At 74.7% G+C, this 16,651-nt stretch carries 17 protein-coding genes; 14 read left to right on the forward strand and 3 right to left on the reverse strand.

Annotated features, from left to right (window positions below; genetic code table 11):
• Positions 1–228: 228 nt before the first annotated feature.
• The 6 genes from OG802_RS28915 to OG802_RS28940 all read left to right on the forward strand — a co-directional run bounded on the left by OG802_RS28915 (position 229) and on the right by OG802_RS28940 (position 7,417).
• On the forward strand, positions 229–954 hold the full coding sequence (locus OG802_RS28915; protein ID WP_329415133.1) for a class I SAM-dependent methyltransferase: 726 nt from the start codon (positions 229–231) through the stop codon (positions 952–954).
• A gap of 240 nt (positions 955–1,194) precedes the next feature.
• On the forward strand, positions 1,195–2,028 hold the full coding sequence (locus OG802_RS28920; RefSeq protein WP_329415135.1) for a M55 family metallopeptidase: 834 nt from the start codon (positions 1,195–1,197) through the stop codon (positions 2,026–2,028).
• Positions 2,029–2,093: 65 nt separating this feature from the next.
• Complete coding sequence (locus OG802_RS28925; protein ID WP_329415138.1) at positions 2,094–3,398, forward strand: M20/M25/M40 family metallo-hydrolase; 1,305 nt, start codon at positions 2,094–2,096, stop codon at positions 3,396–3,398.
• 16 nt (positions 3,399–3,414) lie between these two features.
• Positions 3,415–5,355 carry a S9 family peptidase gene (locus OG802_RS28930; protein ID WP_329415140.1) on the forward strand — a complete coding sequence of 647 codons (1,941 nt, stop codon included), beginning with the start codon at positions 3,415–3,417 and terminating at the stop codon, positions 5,353–5,355.
• On the forward strand, positions 5,352–6,275 hold the full coding sequence (locus OG802_RS28935) for a S66 peptidase family protein (protein WP_329415142.1): 924 nt from the start codon (positions 5,352–5,354) through the stop codon (positions 6,273–6,275). Before OG802_RS28930 ends, OG802_RS28935 begins: the two co-directional genes overlap by 4 nt.
• Positions 6,276–6,865: 590 nt before the next feature.
• A complete protein-coding gene (locus OG802_RS28940) occupies positions 6,866–7,417 on the forward strand; it encodes a GNAT family N-acetyltransferase (protein ID WP_329415143.1) in 552 nt (183 codons plus the stop codon).
• Here the strand turns inward: OG802_RS28940 and OG802_RS28945 are convergent.
• The gene (locus tag OG802_RS28945) at positions 7,389–7,736 is read right to left on the reverse strand and encodes a DUF6204 family protein (protein ID WP_329415144.1); all 348 of its coding nucleotides are present in this window, start codon (positions 7,734–7,736) and stop codon (positions 7,389–7,391) included. The genes OG802_RS28940 and OG802_RS28945 overlap by 29 nt on opposite strands.
• Before the next feature lie 89 nt (positions 7,737–7,825).
• Positions 7,826–8,176, reverse strand: a complete 351-nt coding sequence (locus OG802_RS28950) for a VOC family protein (protein WP_329415146.1) — start codon at positions 8,174–8,176, stop codon at positions 7,826–7,828.
• Between the two features lie 121 nt (positions 8,177–8,297).
• On the opposite strand from OG802_RS28950, the gene OG802_RS28955 reads away from it, so the two are divergent.
• Entirely contained in the window at positions 8,298–8,777 is a 480-nt protein-coding gene (locus OG802_RS28955; protein ID WP_329415148.1) for a phage holin family protein, read from the forward strand.
• A 97-nt stretch (positions 8,778–8,874) separates the two neighbouring features.
• Here the strand turns inward: OG802_RS28955 and OG802_RS28960 are convergent, their stop codons facing one another.
• On the reverse strand, positions 8,875–9,828 hold the full coding sequence (locus tag OG802_RS28960; protein ID WP_329417491.1) for an LLM class F420-dependent oxidoreductase: 954 nt from the start codon (positions 9,826–9,828) through the stop codon (positions 8,875–8,877).
• Between the two features lie 165 nt (positions 9,829–9,993).
• Here OG802_RS28960 and OG802_RS28965 point away from each other — a divergent pair, with 165 nt between their 5' ends.
• The 7 genes from OG802_RS28965 to OG802_RS28995 all read left to right on the forward strand — a co-directional run bounded on the left by OG802_RS28965 (position 9,994) and on the right by OG802_RS28995 (position 16,651).
• On the forward strand, positions 9,994–11,391 hold the full coding sequence (locus OG802_RS28965; RefSeq protein WP_329415150.1) for an NAD(P)/FAD-dependent oxidoreductase: 1,398 nt from the start codon (positions 9,994–9,996) through the stop codon (positions 11,389–11,391).
• Positions 11,392–11,396: 5 nt separating this feature from the next.
• Positions 11,397–11,768, forward strand: coding sequence for a hypothetical protein (locus tag OG802_RS28970; protein WP_329415151.1), 372 nt, complete (start codon positions 11,397–11,399; stop codon positions 11,766–11,768).
• Positions 11,769–11,772: 4 nt separating this feature from the next.
• Positions 11,773–13,620 carry a transketolase gene (locus tag OG802_RS28975; RefSeq protein WP_329415154.1) on the forward strand — a complete coding sequence of 616 codons (1,848 nt, stop codon included), beginning with the start codon at positions 11,773–11,775 and terminating at the stop codon, positions 13,618–13,620.
• Positions 13,617–14,570, forward strand: a complete 954-nt coding sequence (gene ligD, locus OG802_RS28980; protein WP_329415156.1) for a non-homologous end-joining DNA ligase — start codon at positions 13,617–13,619, stop codon at positions 14,568–14,570. The genes OG802_RS28975 and ligD overlap by 4 nt, the downstream gene beginning before the upstream one ends.
• Before the next feature lie 489 nt (positions 14,571–15,059).
• Positions 15,060–15,365 (forward strand): gas vesicle protein GvpO, encoded by a 306-nt coding sequence (locus OG802_RS28985; protein WP_329417493.1) that lies wholly within the window; start codon positions 15,060–15,062, stop codon positions 15,363–15,365.
• 102 nt (positions 15,366–15,467) lie between these two features.
• Positions 15,468–15,899, forward strand: a complete 432-nt coding sequence (locus tag OG802_RS28990; protein WP_329415158.1) for a gas vesicle structural protein GvpA — start codon at positions 15,468–15,470, stop codon at positions 15,897–15,899.
• The gene (locus OG802_RS28995; protein WP_329415160.1) at positions 15,896–16,651 is read left to right on the forward strand and encodes a GvpL/GvpF family gas vesicle protein; all 756 of its coding nucleotides are present in this window, start codon (positions 15,896–15,898) and stop codon (positions 16,649–16,651) included. Before OG802_RS28990 ends, OG802_RS28995 begins: the two co-directional genes overlap by 4 nt.

Here is a 16,651-nt window from a genome sequence, read left to right on the forward strand (position 1 = left end):
CCGCTCCGCCGCCCCTCGCCGCTGGACGCGACCGTCCGCCCGGCGGCCCGCGCGCCCCGTCGGCCCCGCCCCGTCGGCCCCGCCCGGCCGCCCCGCGGGACGCGGCGGGCGGATCCCGGATGCGGCGGGCGGGAACGGGTACCGCGCTTGTAGCGGCGGCCGCAAGGCGGTAGACCGTACCCGCCCGTCGCTGACGACGGATCGGCTTTGCGTCCTGGGGAGTTGGGAATGAGCGTGGACAGTCGGTACCGGGCGGCGTGGGAGGGTTTCTGGCGGGAGGCCCCCGAGGAGCCCGGCGGGGTGTTCTGGGACGCGGACGCGAAGGTGACCGCCGCCCTGCACCTCGCCCTCTTCGAACCCCATCTGACCGACGCCGACCTGCCGTTGGTGGACATCGGCTGCGGCAACGGCACGCAGACCCGCTACTTCGCGGACCGCTTCGACCAGGTGATCGGCGTCGACCTGTCCGCCGCGGCCCTCGACCACGCCCGCCGCGCCGATCCCGGGCGCGGGACCGCCTACCGGCTGCTGGACGCGACGGACAAGGCCGAGGTCGAGGCGCTGCACGCCGAAACGGGGGACGCCAACGTGTATGTGCGGGGCGTGCTGCACCAGTGCGAACCCGGCGACCGGCAGCCGCTGGTGGACGGGATCGCCGCGCTGCTGGGTCGGCGCGGCCGGGCCCTGCTGGTGGAACTGTCGGAGACCGCCCGGCCCGTCCTGGGCGCGCTGGCGCAGCACCCGGCGGGACCGCCGCCCAAGCTGGCGCCGGTGCTCCGGCACGGCATCGCCCCGGGCGAGGTCGCCGACGAGGCGGTGCCCGGCTATCTGCGGGCGGCCGGTCTCACCCTGCTTGCTTGCGGCGAACTGCCCCTGTCCACCACCGAGTTCACGCCGGACGGCAGCCGCATCGAGCTGCCGTCCCGGTGGTTCGTGACCGCCCGGGAGGAGTGACCGGCCCTCACCGCGAAAGGTGTGAGCGCCGCCACACAAAAGGGGCGCCGTCGGCTGTCACATCCGCGGACCGTGCCGTGTCAGGGGGAGGAAGCAACGCACGAACCCCTGATGAGGAGCCCGAGATGTCCACTGGGACCGGCCGCGCCAACGTCTTCCCGCGCGGTGCGGCGGTTAGGCTCGGGCCTCCTGGAGGGCGGACCCCCGAGGACGGCGGCCCGAAGAGGGCGGGAGGCGGACGTGAAGATCCTCATCAGCGCCGACATGGAGGGCGCGACCGGCGTCACCTGGCCCGCCGACGTGCTGCCCGGGACCCCGCAGTGGGAGCGCTGCCGGCCGATGTTCACCTCGGACGTCAACGCCGCCGCGCAGGGCTTCTTCGACGGCGGGGCGGACGAGGTCCTGGTCAACGAGGCCCACTGGACCATGCGCAACCTGCTCCTCGAACGGCTCGACGAGCGGGTCGAGATGCTCACCGGACGGCACAAGGCCCTCTCCATGGTGGAGGGCGTCCAGCACGGCGACGTCGACGGCGTCGCCTTCGTCGGCTATCACGCGGGCGCCGGGGCCGAGGGCGTCCTCGCCCACACCTACCTCGCCAACTCGATCACCGGCGTCTGGCTGAACGGCGTGCGCGCCAGCGAGGGGCTGCTCAACGCGCACGTCGTCGCCGAGTACGGCGTGCCGGTCGTCCTGGTCACCGGCGACGACGTCGCCTGCGAGGACGCCCTCGGCTACGCGCCGCAGGCGCCCAAGGTCGCCGTCAAGGACCATGTCTCGCGCTACGCCGCCGTGTGCCGCACCCCGGCCCGCACCGCCGCCGACATCCGGGCCGCGGCGAAGACGGCGGCCGCGCTGGCGATCCGTCAGGAACCTGTAGTCGCAGGGCCGTTCACCGTGGCGGTGGAGTTCGACGCCGAGCATCTCGCGTCGGCGGCCACCGTCGTGCCCGGCGTCGAGCAGGTCGGCGAACGCAAGGCCGCGTACACCGGCGCCACCATGTACGAGGCGATCCGCACCTTCAAGGCGGTCACCACGATCGTCTCGGCCGCGATCGAGGAGCAGTATGGCTGAGCGGCCGGGACCGCCGGCAACGCCGGCAGCGGCGGTGACGCAAGCGGAAGGAGAGCGGGAGCGGCATGGCTGACGCACAGGCGGAGGACGAGGTCGTCCGGTTCACCTCGGACCTCATCCGCATCGACACCACCAACCGGGGCGGCGGGGACTGCCGCGAGCGGCCCGCCGCCGAGTACGCCGCCGCGCTGCTGGCCGAGGCGGGCATCGAGCCCGTCCTGCTGGAGCGCACCGCGGGCCGTACCAACGTCGTCGCCCGCGTCGAGGGCGCCGACCCGTCCGCCGACGCGCTGCTGCTCCACGGCCACCTGGACGTCGTCCCCGCCGAGGCCGCCGACTGGAGCGTGCACCCGTTCTCCGGCGAGGTGCGCGACGGGGTGGTGTGGGGGCGCGGCGCGGTCGACATGAAGAACATGGACGCGATGATCCTGGCCGTGCTGCGGGCCTGGGCCCGCGAGGGCGTGCGGCCCCGGCGCGATCTCGTCGTCGCCCTCACCGCCGACGAGGAGGCCAGCGCCGCGGACGGGGCCGGGTTCCTGGCCGACCGGCACCCGCACCTGTTCGACGGCTGCACCGAAGCTGTCGGCGAATCGGGCGGGTTCACCTTCCACGACGGCGCCGGACGCCAGATCTACCCCGTCGCCGCGGGCGAGCGCGGCACCGGCTGGCTCAGGCTCACCGCGCGGGGCCGCGCCGGGCACGGCTCCAAGGTCAACCGGGAGAACGCGGTGACCCGGCTGGCCGCGGCCGTCGCCCGCATCGGCGAGCACGTCTGGCCGCCCCGGCTCACCCCGACCGTCGCCGCCGCGCTCACCGAACTCGCCGCGCTCTACGGCGTCGACGCCGGCCTGGACGACGTGGACGCCCTGCTGGACAAGCTGGGCCCGGCCGCCGCTCTCGTCGAGGCCACCGTGCGCAACAGCGCCAACCCCACGATGCTGGACGCCGGTTACAAGGTGAACGTGATCCCGGGGGAGGCCTGCGCGTTCGTGGACGGCCGGTTCCTCGCGGGCACCGAGGACGAGTTCCGCGCCACCCTCGACGAACTCACCGGCCCCGACGTCGACTGGGAGTTCGACCACCGCGAGGTCGCCCTCCAGGCGCCGGTGGACGCCCCGCTGTACGCGCGGATGCGGGCCGCCGTCGAGGAGTTCGCGCCGGAGGGACATGTGGTGCCGTACTGCATGTCCGGCGGCACGGACGCCAAGCAGTTCTCGCGGCTCGGGATCACCGGCTACGGCTTCGCGCCGCTGAAGCTCCCCGAGGGCTTCGACTACCAGGCGCTCTTCCACGGCGTGGACGAACGGGTCCCGGTCGAGGCGCTGCACTTCGGCGTCCGCGTCCTCGACCGGTTCCTGCGGTCGGCCTAGTCGGAAGGGGGACGACGTGCGGGTTCTGCCCTACGGATCGTGGCCGTCGCCGATCGACGCGGCCCTGGCCGCCGCCCACGACGGGCGCCCCGACCACGTGGGCTTCGTCGGCGACGAGGTGTGGTGGACCGCGCCCCGGCCCGCCGAGAACGGGCGTCGCACCCTGGTGCGGCGGCGTGCGGACGGCGTCGAGGAGTCGGTCCTGCCCGCTCCCTGGAACGTCCGCAGCCGCGTCGTCGAGTACGGCGGCCACCCCTGGGCCGGCACGGCCCCGGCCGGCAGGCCCCTGGTGGTGTTCACGCACTTCGACGACCAGCGGCTGTACGCGTACGAGCCCGGCCGCGGCGGCGAGCCGCGTCCGCTCACCCCCGTGTCCGCCGTGGGCGGCGGACTGCGCTGGGCGGAGCCGCGGTTGCTGCCCGAGCGGGGCGAGATCTGGTGCGTGCTGGAGGAGTTCACCGGCGACGGACCCACCGACCTGCGCCGCCGCCGCTTCGTCACCGGCGCACGCCTCTCGCCCGACGGGCGGCGGGCGGCGTGGCTGGCCTGGGACCATCCGCTGATGCCGTGGGAGGGGACGGACGTCGTCGTCGCCGACGTCACGGCCGACGGCCGCCTGAGCGACGCGCGCGTGGTGGCGGGCGGCCCCGGGGAGTCGATCGCCCAGGTCGACTGGGCCCGGCCGGCGAGCGGCGGCCAGTGGCCGGCGGACACGGCGGCGCGCACGGCGGGCGAGGGCCTGCTCTACACGAGCGACCGCAGCGGCTGGTGGAACCTGTACCGCGACCACGAACCCCTGTGCCCGCGCGCGGAGGAGTTCGGCGGAGCCCTGTGGAAGCTCGGGCAGAGCTGGTTCGCGCCGCTGGACGACGGCCTGGTCGCCGTCGTCCACGGCCGCGGGTCCACCGCGCTCGGCGTCCTCGATCCGCACAGCGGCGAACTCGTCGACGCGGCGGGACCGTGGACCGAGTTCGCCCCCACCCTCGCGGTGCGCGGCGAGGCCGTCGTCGCGGTCGCGGCCGGCCCGCGCAGCGCCTACGAGGTGGTGGAGCTGGACGCCCGCACCGGCCGGGCCCGGGTGATCGGCGCCGCGCACGACGACGCGGTGGACCCGGCCCATTACCCGGGGCCCCGGATCCGCACCTTCACCGGGCCCGACGGCCGCGAGGTCCACGCGCACGTCTATCCGCCCCACCATCCCGGCGTCGTCGCCCCCGGCCATGAACTGCCGCCGTACGTCGTGTGGGCGCACGGCGGGCCCACCGACCGCGCCCCGCTGGTCCTGGACCTGGAGATCGCCTACTTCACCTCGCGGGGCATCGGCGTGGCGGAGGTCGACTACGGCGGGTCGACCGGGTACGGCAGGCGCTACCGGGAGCGGTTGCGCGAGCAGTGGGGCGTCGTCGACGTGGAGGACTGCGCGGCCGTCGCCCTGGCCCTCGCCGACGAGGGCGCGGCCGACCGCGACCGGCTGGCGATCCGCGGCGGCAGCGCGGGCGGCTGGACCGCCGCCGCCTCACTGGCCGGCACCGACGTCTACGCCTGCGGCACGATCCGCTACCCCGTGCTGGACCTGGTGGGCTGGGCGACGGGCGGGACCCACGACTTCGAGTCGCACTACCTCGACAGCCTCGTCGGACGCCTCGCCGACGTGCCCGCCCGGTACGCGGAGCGCTCGCCCGTCGAGCACGCCCACCGGATCACCGTCCCGTTCCTGCTCCTCCAGGGTCTCGACGACGTGATCTGCCCGCCGGCCCAGTGCGAACGGTTCCTCGAACGCCTCACCCGGCCCGCCGGGCGGCCGGTCCCGCACGCCTACCTCGCGTTCGAGGGCGAGGGGCACGGCTTCCGGCGTGCGGCGACGACGGTCCGCGCCCTGGAGGCCGAGCTGTCGCTGTACGCTCAGGTCTTCGGGCTGAACCCGCCCGGTGCGGCGAGCTTGGAGCTTGTGCGGTGAAGGAACTCGTACGGCCGTCACGACTGGCCCCCGGCGCCCGGATCGCCGTCGTCGCGCCCAGCGGGCCGGTGGCGGAGGAACGGCTCCAGGCCGGTCTCGACCTGCTGCGCGGCTGGGACCTCGACCCGGTCGTCGCCCCCCATGTGCTGGACCGGCACCGCACCCTGCCCCACCTCGCCGGCGCCGACGCCGACCGCGCGGCCGACCTCCAGCACGCCTGGTGCGATCCCCGCGTCGACGCCGTACTGTGCGCCCGCGGCGGCTACGGCGCCCAGCGCCTGGTCGACCTGCTCGACTGGGACGCCATGGCGGCGGCCGGGCCGAAGGTGTTCGTCGGCTTCAGCGACAGCACCGCCCTGCACGAGGCGTTCGCCGTCCGCCTGGGCCTGACCACGCTCTACGGACCGGTGGCCGCGGGCATCGACTTCGTCAAGAGCGCCCGCGCCCAGGACCATCTGAGGGCCACCCTCTTCGCCCCCGAGACCGTCCGCACCCTGCGCTCCGCCGGCGTCCCGCTGGCGCCGGGCCGCGCCCGGGGCGTCACCCTGGGCGGCTGTCTGACACTGCTCGCCACCGGCTACGGAACCCCGCACTCCCGGCCCGGCGCCCGCGGCGGACTGCTGCTGATCGAGGACGTCGGCGAACCGCCCTACGGCGTCGACCGCGCCCTGACCCAACTCCTGCGCACCGGCTGGCTGAACGGCGTCGCGGGCGTCGCGCTCGGCTCCTGGGACCGGTGCGGCCCCTACGAGGCGCTGCGCGCCGTCCTGGCCGACCGGCTCGGCGGCCTCGGCGTCCCCGTCGTCGAGGAACTCGGCTTCGGGCACTGCGAGGGGGCGCTCACCGTGCCCTTCGGCGTGGGCGCGGAACTCGACGCCGACGAGGGCACGCTCACCCTCGACGCCCCCGCGCTGCGCTGACGCCACCGCGTCACCGGGCCCCGCGCCGCAGCGCGCGTGCGCCGTCCGCCCGGCCGGGTCGCCGTGCCGGTGCTCGCCGCCTTCGCCCTGGTCTTCGTCTCTGACGCCGCCGCGTCTCTGGAGGCCGGTCCCGCGCCCCGGCGCGCGTGTGTCGTACGCCCGGCCGGGTCGCCGTGCCGGTGCTTGCCGCCTTCGCCCTGGTCTTCGTCTTCGGCGCTGCCGCGTCACCCGGAGGCCGGTCCCGCGCCCCGGCGCGCGTGCGTCGTCCGCCCGGCCGGGTCGCCGTGCCGGTGCTCGCCGCCTTCGCCCTGGTCTTCGTCTCTGACGCCGCCGCGTCTCTGGAGGCCGGTCCCGCGCCCCGGCGCGCGTGTGTCGTACGCCCGGCCGGGTCGCCGTGCCGGTGCTCGCCGCCTTCGCCCTGGTCTTCGTCTCCGGCGCTGCCGCGTCACCGGCATCCGGCTGCTCGTTCCCGTCACGGCGGCGCCCGATCGGCGCGCTGTGGGTGCCGGCTTCCGCGTCCGCGCGGTGATCCGGACCGGCGGGCTCCGGGCCGGAACCCGCCCGAGGCGGCCGCGTCGTACGCTGGCCGGATGCCGCACACCGGATCTGCGTACCTCGCCGAGGGGCCCCGCGTGGGGCTGCGCCACTTCACCCTCGCCGACGGGCCCGAGTTCACCGCCCGGGCCCGCGAGAGCGTGGACCTGCACCGCCCGTGGCTGTTCCCGCCGTCCACCGCCGACGCGTACACCGCCTACGCGAGCCGGTTGATCGAGGACCCGTCGAAGGCCGGCTTCCTCGTGTGCGCCCGGCAGGACGGGGCGATCGCCGGGTTCGTCAACATCAACAACATCGTCCAGGGCGGGTTCCAGTGCGGCGCGCTCGGCTACGGCGCCTTCGCGCACGCCGCCGGACGGGGCCTGATGCGCGAGGCACTCGACCTCGTGGTGGGCCACGCCTTCGGGCCGATGCGACTGCACCGGCTGGAGATCAACGCCCAGCCCGGCAACACGGCCTCCATCGCCCTGGCCCGCTCCTGCGGATTCCGGCACGAGGGGTTCTCCCCGAAGATGATCTACATCGACGGGGAGTGGCGGGACCACGAGCGGTGGGCGATCACCGCCGAGATGTGGACTTCCGGTTGATCTTCATCGTGTCGAGGTCGGTGACGGTCGACCTCAGCCCGGTGAAGCCGCAGCCCAGCGCGCGCAGCGCCGTCTCGGCGCGTTCCTCGGCGAGCGCGCCCGCCATCTCCTCGCCGTCGGCCGCGTCCGAGACCACGACGAAGCGCATCGAGAAGTGCTTCAGCGGCGACCGCTGGTACGACAGCGTGCCCTCCTCGGTGAACCGCATGCTCGTCAGGCCGTGATCGTCGGCCTCGGCGAGCAGACGGGCACGGGCCTCCCCGGTGAGGCCGTCCCAGGCGCCGCGGACGATCACCCGGTAGGTGTGCTGCTCACTCACTGTCGCTCCTTCGCGTCGGCCGTCGAAGGAGCGACTGTACGTGCGGGCGGCCGGCGCGCGCCCGGAATTTCCGGCGCGCGCCGCACGGCTCACCGCCCGCGGCGGTCCGCGTACTCGTACACCGCCCCGTCCGGGTGCCGGACGATCAGGTTGCGGCCCACCGGCGTCGGCACCGGACCCGCGATGATGTCCGCGCCCAGCTCGGTGAGGGTCTTGAGGGCCTCGTCGACGTCCGTGACGGCGATCGTCGCGGCCACCTTGCGCAGCACCTCCAGCTCGGCCGGCGGCCCGCTCATCAGGAGGAAGCAGCCGACCGCGGCCACGCGCACCCCGCCCCGCTCGAAGCGCTGCGCGGCGGTGCCGGCCAGCCGCTCGTAGAAGGCGACCGAGGCATCCAGATCGTCGACGCAGACACGCAGTGTGGCTCCCAGAATGTCCATGCGCACGAGCCTAGTTGGGGCGCCCGTGAGCCGGTGATCCTTCACGCGATCCCTCCGCCGCCCGCACGGCGCCCCCCGCCTGCCGGGCGTGATGCCCCGTCACCGCGGGTACCCGGCGCCCATGGAGCGCATCGACCACATGGAGCATCTGGACAGGCGACTCGTCGACGAACTGGCGCGGGCGGCGCGCGAGACGATCCGGGAGGAGCTGCGGGAGCAGACGCGCAGGCAGCGCCGCACCGCGATGCTCTACGCCGCCTCCGGCGCACTCGCCCTCTACGCCGGCGCCGCCGTGGCGGTCGCGGCCGGCCTGGCCCTCGGCATCGGTCTGCCCGACTGGGCCGCCGCGCTGATCACGGCCGCGGTCCTCGGCGCGGCCGCGTACCTGGTGCGCAACGCGGCCAAGCCGCGCCCCGCCCGGCCGGGCGAGGCGCACGGGCCCCTCGCCGGGAACGCACCGTCCGGGACGTCCGGCACAGCGCGGCAGTACCCGCCGGTCCCGCCGATGCCGCCGGTCGCGCCGGGCGCCCCGCTGCCGCGGCGGGGCGAGGCCCCGCACGAGGGCGGCGTCGACCCGCGGGACCCGCACCCGCACGGCTGACCGGGCGGCCGGAACCCCGCGACCACGACACGCCCCGGAACGACCGAGGCCCCGCGGCAGCACTGCCGCGGGGCCCGCGCACGGGCCGGGCCCGGCCTCACTGGAGGCGGGGCAGCACCTTGGTCCGGTAGAAGTCGAAGAAGCCGCGCTGGTCCGGCCCGATCTGGTTCACGTAGATCCGGTCGAAGCCCGCGTCGGCGAAGGCGGTCAGCGCGGCGACGTGCTCGTCCACGTCGTCGCCGCAGACCGTGTTCTCGCCGACCATCTCCTCGCTGATCAGCGGCTCCAGCTGCTCGAAGTGGCGCGGGGTGGGCAGGATCTGGCCCATCTCGCCGGGCAGCAGCTGGTTCGACCACAGCCGGTGGACCGTGCGCACGGCCTCGTCGCGGTCGGCGCCGTAACAGACCTTCGTGCCGCCGCTGACCGGCTTCGCGCCGCCGCCGCCCTTGCGGAACTGCTCCACCATCGGCTCCTCGGGCATCATCGTGATGTAGCCGTCGCCCACCCGGGACGCCAGCGACGTCGCCTTCGGCCCGAACCCGGAGATGTCGATCGGGACCGGCTCGTCGGGCACGGTGTACAGGCGGGCGTTCTCCACCTTGTAGTGCGTGCCGTAGTGGCTGACCTCTTCGCCGGTGAACAGCCGGCGCATGACCTGCACGGCTTCCTCCAGCATTTCCAGGCGCACGTTCGCGGGCGGCCAGACGTCGCCCAGGATGTGCTCGTTCAGCGCCTCGCCCGAGCCGACGCCGAGCCGGAAGCGACCGTTCGTCATCACGGCGGCGGTGGCGGCGGCCTGGGCCACCACGGCGGGGTGCATCCGCACGGTCGGGCACGTCACGGCCGTCTCGATCGGCAGCGACACCGCCTCCGACAGCGCGCCGATCACCGACCAGACGAACGGGCTCTGGCCCTGCGCGTCGTTCCACGGGTGGTAGTGGTCGGAGATCCACAGCGCCTGGAAGCCCGCCTGCTCGGCCATCCGCGCCTGTTCGATCAGGTCCGCGGGGCCGAACTCCTCGCAGGACAGGAAGTAGCCGTACTCGGGCATGGGGGGTACCTCCGACATGGGTGACTCCGGTCCCGCACCGGGTACCCGACGCCCGGACGGGAAACCGGCGCACGTTTGGCCGACCCCGCCAGGGGGACGCGGAAGCCCCGAGGGGGACGCGGAAGCCCTCGTACGACAACCGTCCGAATCCCGCCGGAGGCCAGTGTGAGTCGACCCCGCATCGTGATCGCCGGAGCGGGCCCCGCCGGGTTCCGGGCGGCCCGTACCCTCGTGCGGGCGGTTCACGGGCGGGCCGACGTCACCCTGCTCAACCCGGCCGGCCACTTCCTGTACCCGCCCCTGCTGCCCCGGGTGGCGGCCGGCGCGCTGGAACCGCGCCGGGCCTGCGTGCCGCTGTCGCGCGGCCTGCGCGGCGTCCGGCTGGTGCTCGGCGCGGCGGACCGCGTGGACCTGGACACGCGCACCGTGCGCGGCACCGGCCCCGAGGGCGAGGAGTTCGCCGTCGGCTACGACCGGCTCGTGCTGGCCACGGGCGGCGGCAGCGGGCCGGCGCCCGTCCCGGGACCCGGCGGGCACGTCCACGGCTGCCGGGATCTGCCCGGGGCGCTCCGTCTGCGCGATCACCTCGTACGCCACATGGAGTCGGCCGCGTCCGGCGTCGACGCGGCCGACCGGGTGGCGCGTTGCACGTTCGTCGTCGCCGGCGCGGGGCACACCGGCGTCCAGGTCGCCGCGCGGGGCAAGCCGTTCACCGACGCGCTGGCGCGGGACCGTCCCGCCCGCACGGGCGTCCGGCCGCGCTGGCTGCTGCTCGACGACGCCGACCGCGTCCTTCCCGAACTGGACGAACCCTGTTCCCGCGCCGCCGAACGGGTGCTGCGCGCCCGCGGCGTCGAGGTGCGCACCGGGACCTCCGTGGTGGAGGCCACGTACGAGGGCGTGCTGCTGAGCGACGGCGAGTTCGTGGAGAGCCGCACGCTGGTGTGGTGCGTCGGCGCGGGGCCCGGTCCCTTGACGCGGTCGCTCGGACTGCCCCTGGAGCGGGGCCGGCTGCTCGTGGAGCCGACGCTCCAGGCACCGGGCCGTCCCGAGGTGTTCGCCTGCGGCGACGCGGCCGCCGTGCCCGACCTCGACCGGCCGGGGGAGTACACGCCGGCGACCGCGTGGCACGCGTGGCGGCAGGGGAAGGCGGCCGGACTCAACGTCGCCGCGTCCCTCGGCGGCCGGGGCGGTTCGCGGCCGTACCGGCACCGGGAGCCCGGGTGCGCCGTCGATCTCGGCGGGACGCGGACGGCCGCCGGCCCGCTCGGCGTGCGTCTGCCCGGCCCCCTGGCGGGGGCGGCCGCACGTGCCCGCCGGCTCGCCGCGACCCCCGGCGACCGGATCCGCGACGCGTCCGGTCGGACGCGGGACGCCATGCCGCCGCGCGGGCCCGTGCCGCAGGGCCTCGCGCGGCCGGATCCGGCGCCCCGGGACACCGTGCCGCCCGGACCCTCCCCGCTCCCGGACGCCCGCGGGCGTCCACCGACGGCCTTCGGGCCCGGCGCGACGACGCCGACGAGGCCGACGAACCGAACATCCACCACGACAGAGATCAGGTGAGCGACGTGAACCACGTGAACGACGAGAACCGGACGACCGGCGGGTCCGGCGGACGGCGCCCCTCCCCGGAGGACGGCTCCCAGTCGATCACTTCGCCGACCCCCGAGGTGGGGCGGCACACAAGCGGGAAGGACGGCCCCCGCACCGGGCAGTCGTCGCCCGAGGACGGCTCCCAGTCGATCACCGCGCCCACCCCGGAGGTCGGGCAGCACAGCACCGGACCGGCGGCCCCGGACGGCGACGAGCCGGCCGAGCCCGCGAAGAACCAGCCCGGCGGCGAGCCCGCGAAGAAGCAGCCGGGCGGCGAACCCGCGAGGAACCAGCCCGGCGGCGAACCCGTCGGGAGCCCCGGCGAGCGTGCGGAAGGAGACCGGTAACCCGATGGACACCGCCGAACTCATCGAACTCGGACAGCAGTTGAGGGTGGACAGCGTGCGCGCCTCCGCCGCCGCGGGATCCGGGCACCCGACGTCGTCGATGTCCGCCGCGGACCTGATGGCCGTGCTCCTCGCCCACCACCTCCGCTACGACTTCGAGCGCCCGGCCCACCCCGGCAACGACCGCTTCGTCCTGTCCAAGGGCCACGCCTCCCCGCTGCTGTACTCCGCCTACAAGGCGGTCGGGGCCGTCGACGACGAGGAGCTGCTGACCTTCCGCAAGCTCGGCAGCCGGCTCGAAGGGCATCCCACCCCGCGGCGGCTGCCGTGGGTCGAGACGGCCACGGGTTCGCTCGGCCAGGGCCTGCCCGTGGGCGTCGGCATCGCGCTGTCCGGCAAGCGGCTGGAGCACACCGGCTACCGCGTCTGGGTGCTGTGCGGGGACAGCGAACTCGCCGAGGGCTCGGTGTGGGAGGCCGCCGAGCACGCGGGCCACGAGCATCTCGACAACCTGACGGCCATCGTCGACGTCAACCGGCTCGGCCAGCGCGGCCCGACCCGGCACGGCCACGACCTCGACGCCTACGCCCGCCGCTTCCAGGCGTTCGGCTGGCACACGGTCGAGGTCGACGGCCACGACGTGGACGCGATCGACCGCGCGTACGGCGAGGCGGCCTCCACGAAGGGCCAGCCCACCGTCATCCTCGCCCGCACCCTCAAGGGCCGGGGCGTGGACGCCGTCCAGGACCGCGAGGGGCTGCACGGCAAGCCGCTCCCGGACGCCGACGAGGCGATCGAGGAGCTGGGCGGCGTGCGCGACCTGCGCGTGCGGGTGCGCGAACCGGCCGACACGCGCATGCTGCACTCCGTGCCGACCGGACGCCTGGACCTGCCGCGCTGGGAGAAGGGCGAGGAGGCGGCCACCCGGGACGCCTACGGCCAGGCGCTGGCCGCGCTCGGCGGCGCCCGTGAGGACGTCGTCGCGCTCGACGGCGAGGTGAGCGACTCCACCCGCGCCGAGGTCTTCGCCAAGGAGCATCCCGAGCGGTTCTTCGAGTGCTACATCGCCGAGCAGCAGCTCGTCGCCGCCGCGGTGGGCCTCGCCGCGCGCGGCTGGGTGCCATACGCCTCCACGTTCGCCGCCTTCCTGACCCGGGCCCACGACTTCGTCCGCATGGCCGCGGTCAGCGGCTCCGGCGTCAACCTGGTCGGCTCGCACGCAGGGTCCGCCATCGGCCAGGACGGCCCCTCGCAGATGGGCCTGGAGGACCTGGCGATGTTCCGGGCCGTGCACGGCTCCACCGTGCTGTACCCGTGCGACCCCAACCAGACCGCCCGGCTCGTCGCCACGATGGCCGGCCTGGACGGCGTCCGCTATCTGCGCACCTCGCGCGGCAAGGCCTCGGCCCTGTACGGCCCGGACGAGGAGTTCCCGGTCGGCGGCAGCAAGGTGCTGCGCTCCTCCGACCGGGACCGGATGACCGTCGTCGCGGCCGGTGTCACCGTGCACGAGGCGCTGAAGGCCGCCGAGGCGCTCGACGGCGAGGGCATCGCGGTCCGGGTGATCGACCTGTACTCGGTCAAGCCCGTCGACCGGGAGACGCTGCGGCGGGCGGCGGAGGAGACCGGCTGCCTGCTGAGCGTGGAGGACCACCACGAGCAGGGCGGCCTGGGCGACGCGGTCCTCGACGCCTTCCTCGACGGACGGCCCACTCCCCGCCTGGTGCGTCTCGCCGTCCGCACCATGCCGGGGTCGGCCGCCCCCGACGAGCAGCTGCACGCCGCCGGGATCGACGCGGAGTCGATCGCCGCGTCCGTCCGGCTGCTGGTGGAGCAGGCGATCGCGCCGTGAGCGCGCAGGCGGGCGGCGGCGGCGTACGGACGGTGCGTGCCGGCCGCCGCACCGTCGAGGTCCACCGGCCGGACAAGGTGCTCTTCCCGGCCGGCGAGGGGGCCCAGGGGTACCAGCGGTACACGAAGGCCGACGTCGTCGACTACTACCGGTCCGTCGCCGCGTTCATGCTGCCGCACCTGAAGGGCCGCCCGCTGATGCTGGAACGGCATCCGGACGGGATCGAAGGCCCCCGGTTCATGCAGAAGAACACCCCCGAGCACTATCCGGAGTGGATCAGGCGGGCCGAGGTCGCCAAGGAGGACGGCACGGTCCGCCACACCGTCTGCGACGACACCGCCACCCTCGTCCACCTGGCCGACCAGGCCTGTCTCACCCTGCACCGCTGGCTGTCGCGGGCCGACCGGGTCGACCGGCCGGACCTGCTGGTCTTTGACCTCGACCCGGCCGACGACGCCTCCTTCGCCGCCGTCCGCGAGGCCGCCCGGTGGCTGGGCGAGCTGCTCGACGAGCTGCGGCTGCCCTCCGGGTTGATGACGACGGGCTCGCGCGGGCTGCACGTCGTCGTGCCGGTCGACGGCGGCGAGGGCTTCGACGAGGTGCGCGCCTTCGCCCGGGACGTCGCCGAGCGCCTCGTGGCCGAGCACCCGGACCGGCTCACCACGGCCGCCCGCAAGAAGGACCGCGGCGAGAGGCTCTACCTGGACATTCAGCGCAACGCCTACGCGCAGACCGCCGTCGCCCCCTACACGGTCCGCGCCCTGCCCGGGGCCCCCGTCGCCACCCCGATCAGCTGGGAGCAGCTCGACGATCCCGAGCTGGGCCCGCGCCGCTGGACGGTCGCCGACGCCGTGGAGCAGGCCCGCTCCCGCCCCTGGGCCGCGCTGACCGGCCGCGGACGCTCCCTGAAGCCGGCCCGGCGGCGGCTCCGCGCACTGGACGGCTCGTGAAGGTTTGGCCATGAGGCTTCCGGCCACACGGAAGGAGAGGTGGCCATGGCGAACACAAAAAGCACAGCGCGCTCCACAGAGAACACATCGGGTGCGCGGACTTCACGAAACCCCCGGAAGAAAGGGCCGGCGAGCGAGACGTCCCGGCGCGACCGTCCCGCACACCGCCGGGAGGAGCAGGACGCCGAAGAGCTGGAAGCCGAAGAGACCGACGCACAGGACGCGGAGGACGCCGACGCCGAAGAGGCCGACGCGGAGGAGGCGGAGGCCGAGGCCGACGTCGAGGCCGACACCGAAGAGGCGGACGCCGAGGCCGACGCGGAGGAACTCGACGGCGAGGAACGGGAAGAGCAGGACGCCGAAGAGGCGGAGGGCGAGGAACCGGACACCGGCGGGCAGGCGGCCGACGAGCCCGAGGACGAGGAACTCGAGGACGACGAGTCCGAGGACGACGGGCCGGAAGCCGACGAGGCCGACGAGGACGACGACATGAAGGGCGAGGACCACATCGTGACGAACGACCGGCCGCGCCCCATGGAGGTGCTCCGCGAGGCGCGTGCCCAGCTGGCGGAGCTCACCGGCATGACCGCCGAGAGCGTGTCCTCCTTCGCGCAGACGGAGGACGGCTGGTCCCTGGAGGTCGAGGTGCTCGAACTGGAACGGGTCCCCGACACCATGAGCCTCATGGCGACCTACCAGGTCGAGCTCGACCCGGACGGACAGCTCACCGGCTATCGGCGCGTTCGCCGTTATGAGCGCGGGCGGGCCGACGCGCACCGGGCCGGCGGCCGCTAGGCCGCCCCCGAAGCCCCAGCCCGAAGAACCATCCAAAGACTTGTCCGAAGATCGATTCCGATCCTCGGGTCATCCATCACGAAGCAAGGAGGTGCGGTCGGCATGACCGTAGTCCCGGCACAGCAGTCCGGTGGCGGAGGCGGCTCGAGCGGTCTTTACGACGTTCTGGAGCTCGTCCTCGACAGGGGGCTGGTGATCGACGCGTTCGTGCGGGTCTCCCTGGTCGGCATCGAGATCCTCAAGATCGACGTACGTGTCGTCGTGGCCAGCGTCGACACCTATCTGCGCTTCGCCGAGGCGTGCAACCGGCTGGACCTGGAGTCCGGCCCCAACAAGAGCCCGGGCCTGCCCGAGATCGTCGGCGACGTCACCGAGTCCGGTGCGCGCGGCAAGTCCAAGGGCGCCCTGTCCGGCGCCGCGGAGACCATATCCGACGCGTTCAAGCAGGCGCGTGACGACGGTTCCGCGGAGCGTGAGCCCAGGCCGCGCGCCCGCAAGAGCACGGCTTCGCGCCGGAAGGAGGAGCAGGAGTGAGCACCTACGTCTACGGCATCACCGCGGGCTCGCACCCTGCCCTTCCCGAGGGCCTGGGAGGCGTCGGGGACCCTGCCATGCCCGTGCGGGTGCTGAAGGAGGGCGACCTGGCGGCCATCGTGAGCGACGCGCCCGAGGGGCTGCGCCCCAAGCGGCGTGAGCTGCTCGCGCACCAGAACGTGCTCGCCGAGGCGGGCGCCGGCGGCTGCGTGCTGCCCATGCGGTTCGGCAGCGTGGCCCCCGAGGACAGCGCCGTGACCGGTGTGCTGGCCGAGCGCGCCGAGCACTACCAGGAGCGGCTGCGGGCTCTCGACGGCAAGGTCGAGTACAACGTCAAGGCGACGCACGTCGAGGAGGCCGTGCTGCACCACGTCATGGCCGGCAGCCCCGAGCTGCGTGCGCTCGCCGAGGCCAACCGCAAGGCGGGCGGCGGCAGTTACGAGCAGAAGATTCAGCTCGGCGAGATGGTGGCCGCCGCCGTCAAGGCCCAGGAGGCCGAGGACGCGGGCGTCGTCCAGCAGGCGCTGGAGCCGCTCGCGGCCGCCGTCGCCCAGGGCCCCGAGTCCACGGGCTGGCTGGCCAACGTGTCGTTCCTGGTCGCCAGGGACGAGGCCGCCCGGTTCGCGGAGGCGGTGGACGAGCTGCGCCAGGCTCATCCGCACCTCGACGTGCGCCTCAACGGGCCGCTTCCGCCCTACAGCTTCGTCGAGCCCGGACCGTCCGAGCCCGCGGAGACGATCACCGGGGAGTAG

This window comes from Streptomyces sp. NBC_00704 (genome assembly GCF_036226605.1).
Classification (GTDB): Bacteria; Actinomycetota; Actinomycetes; order Streptomycetales; family Streptomycetaceae; genus Streptomyces.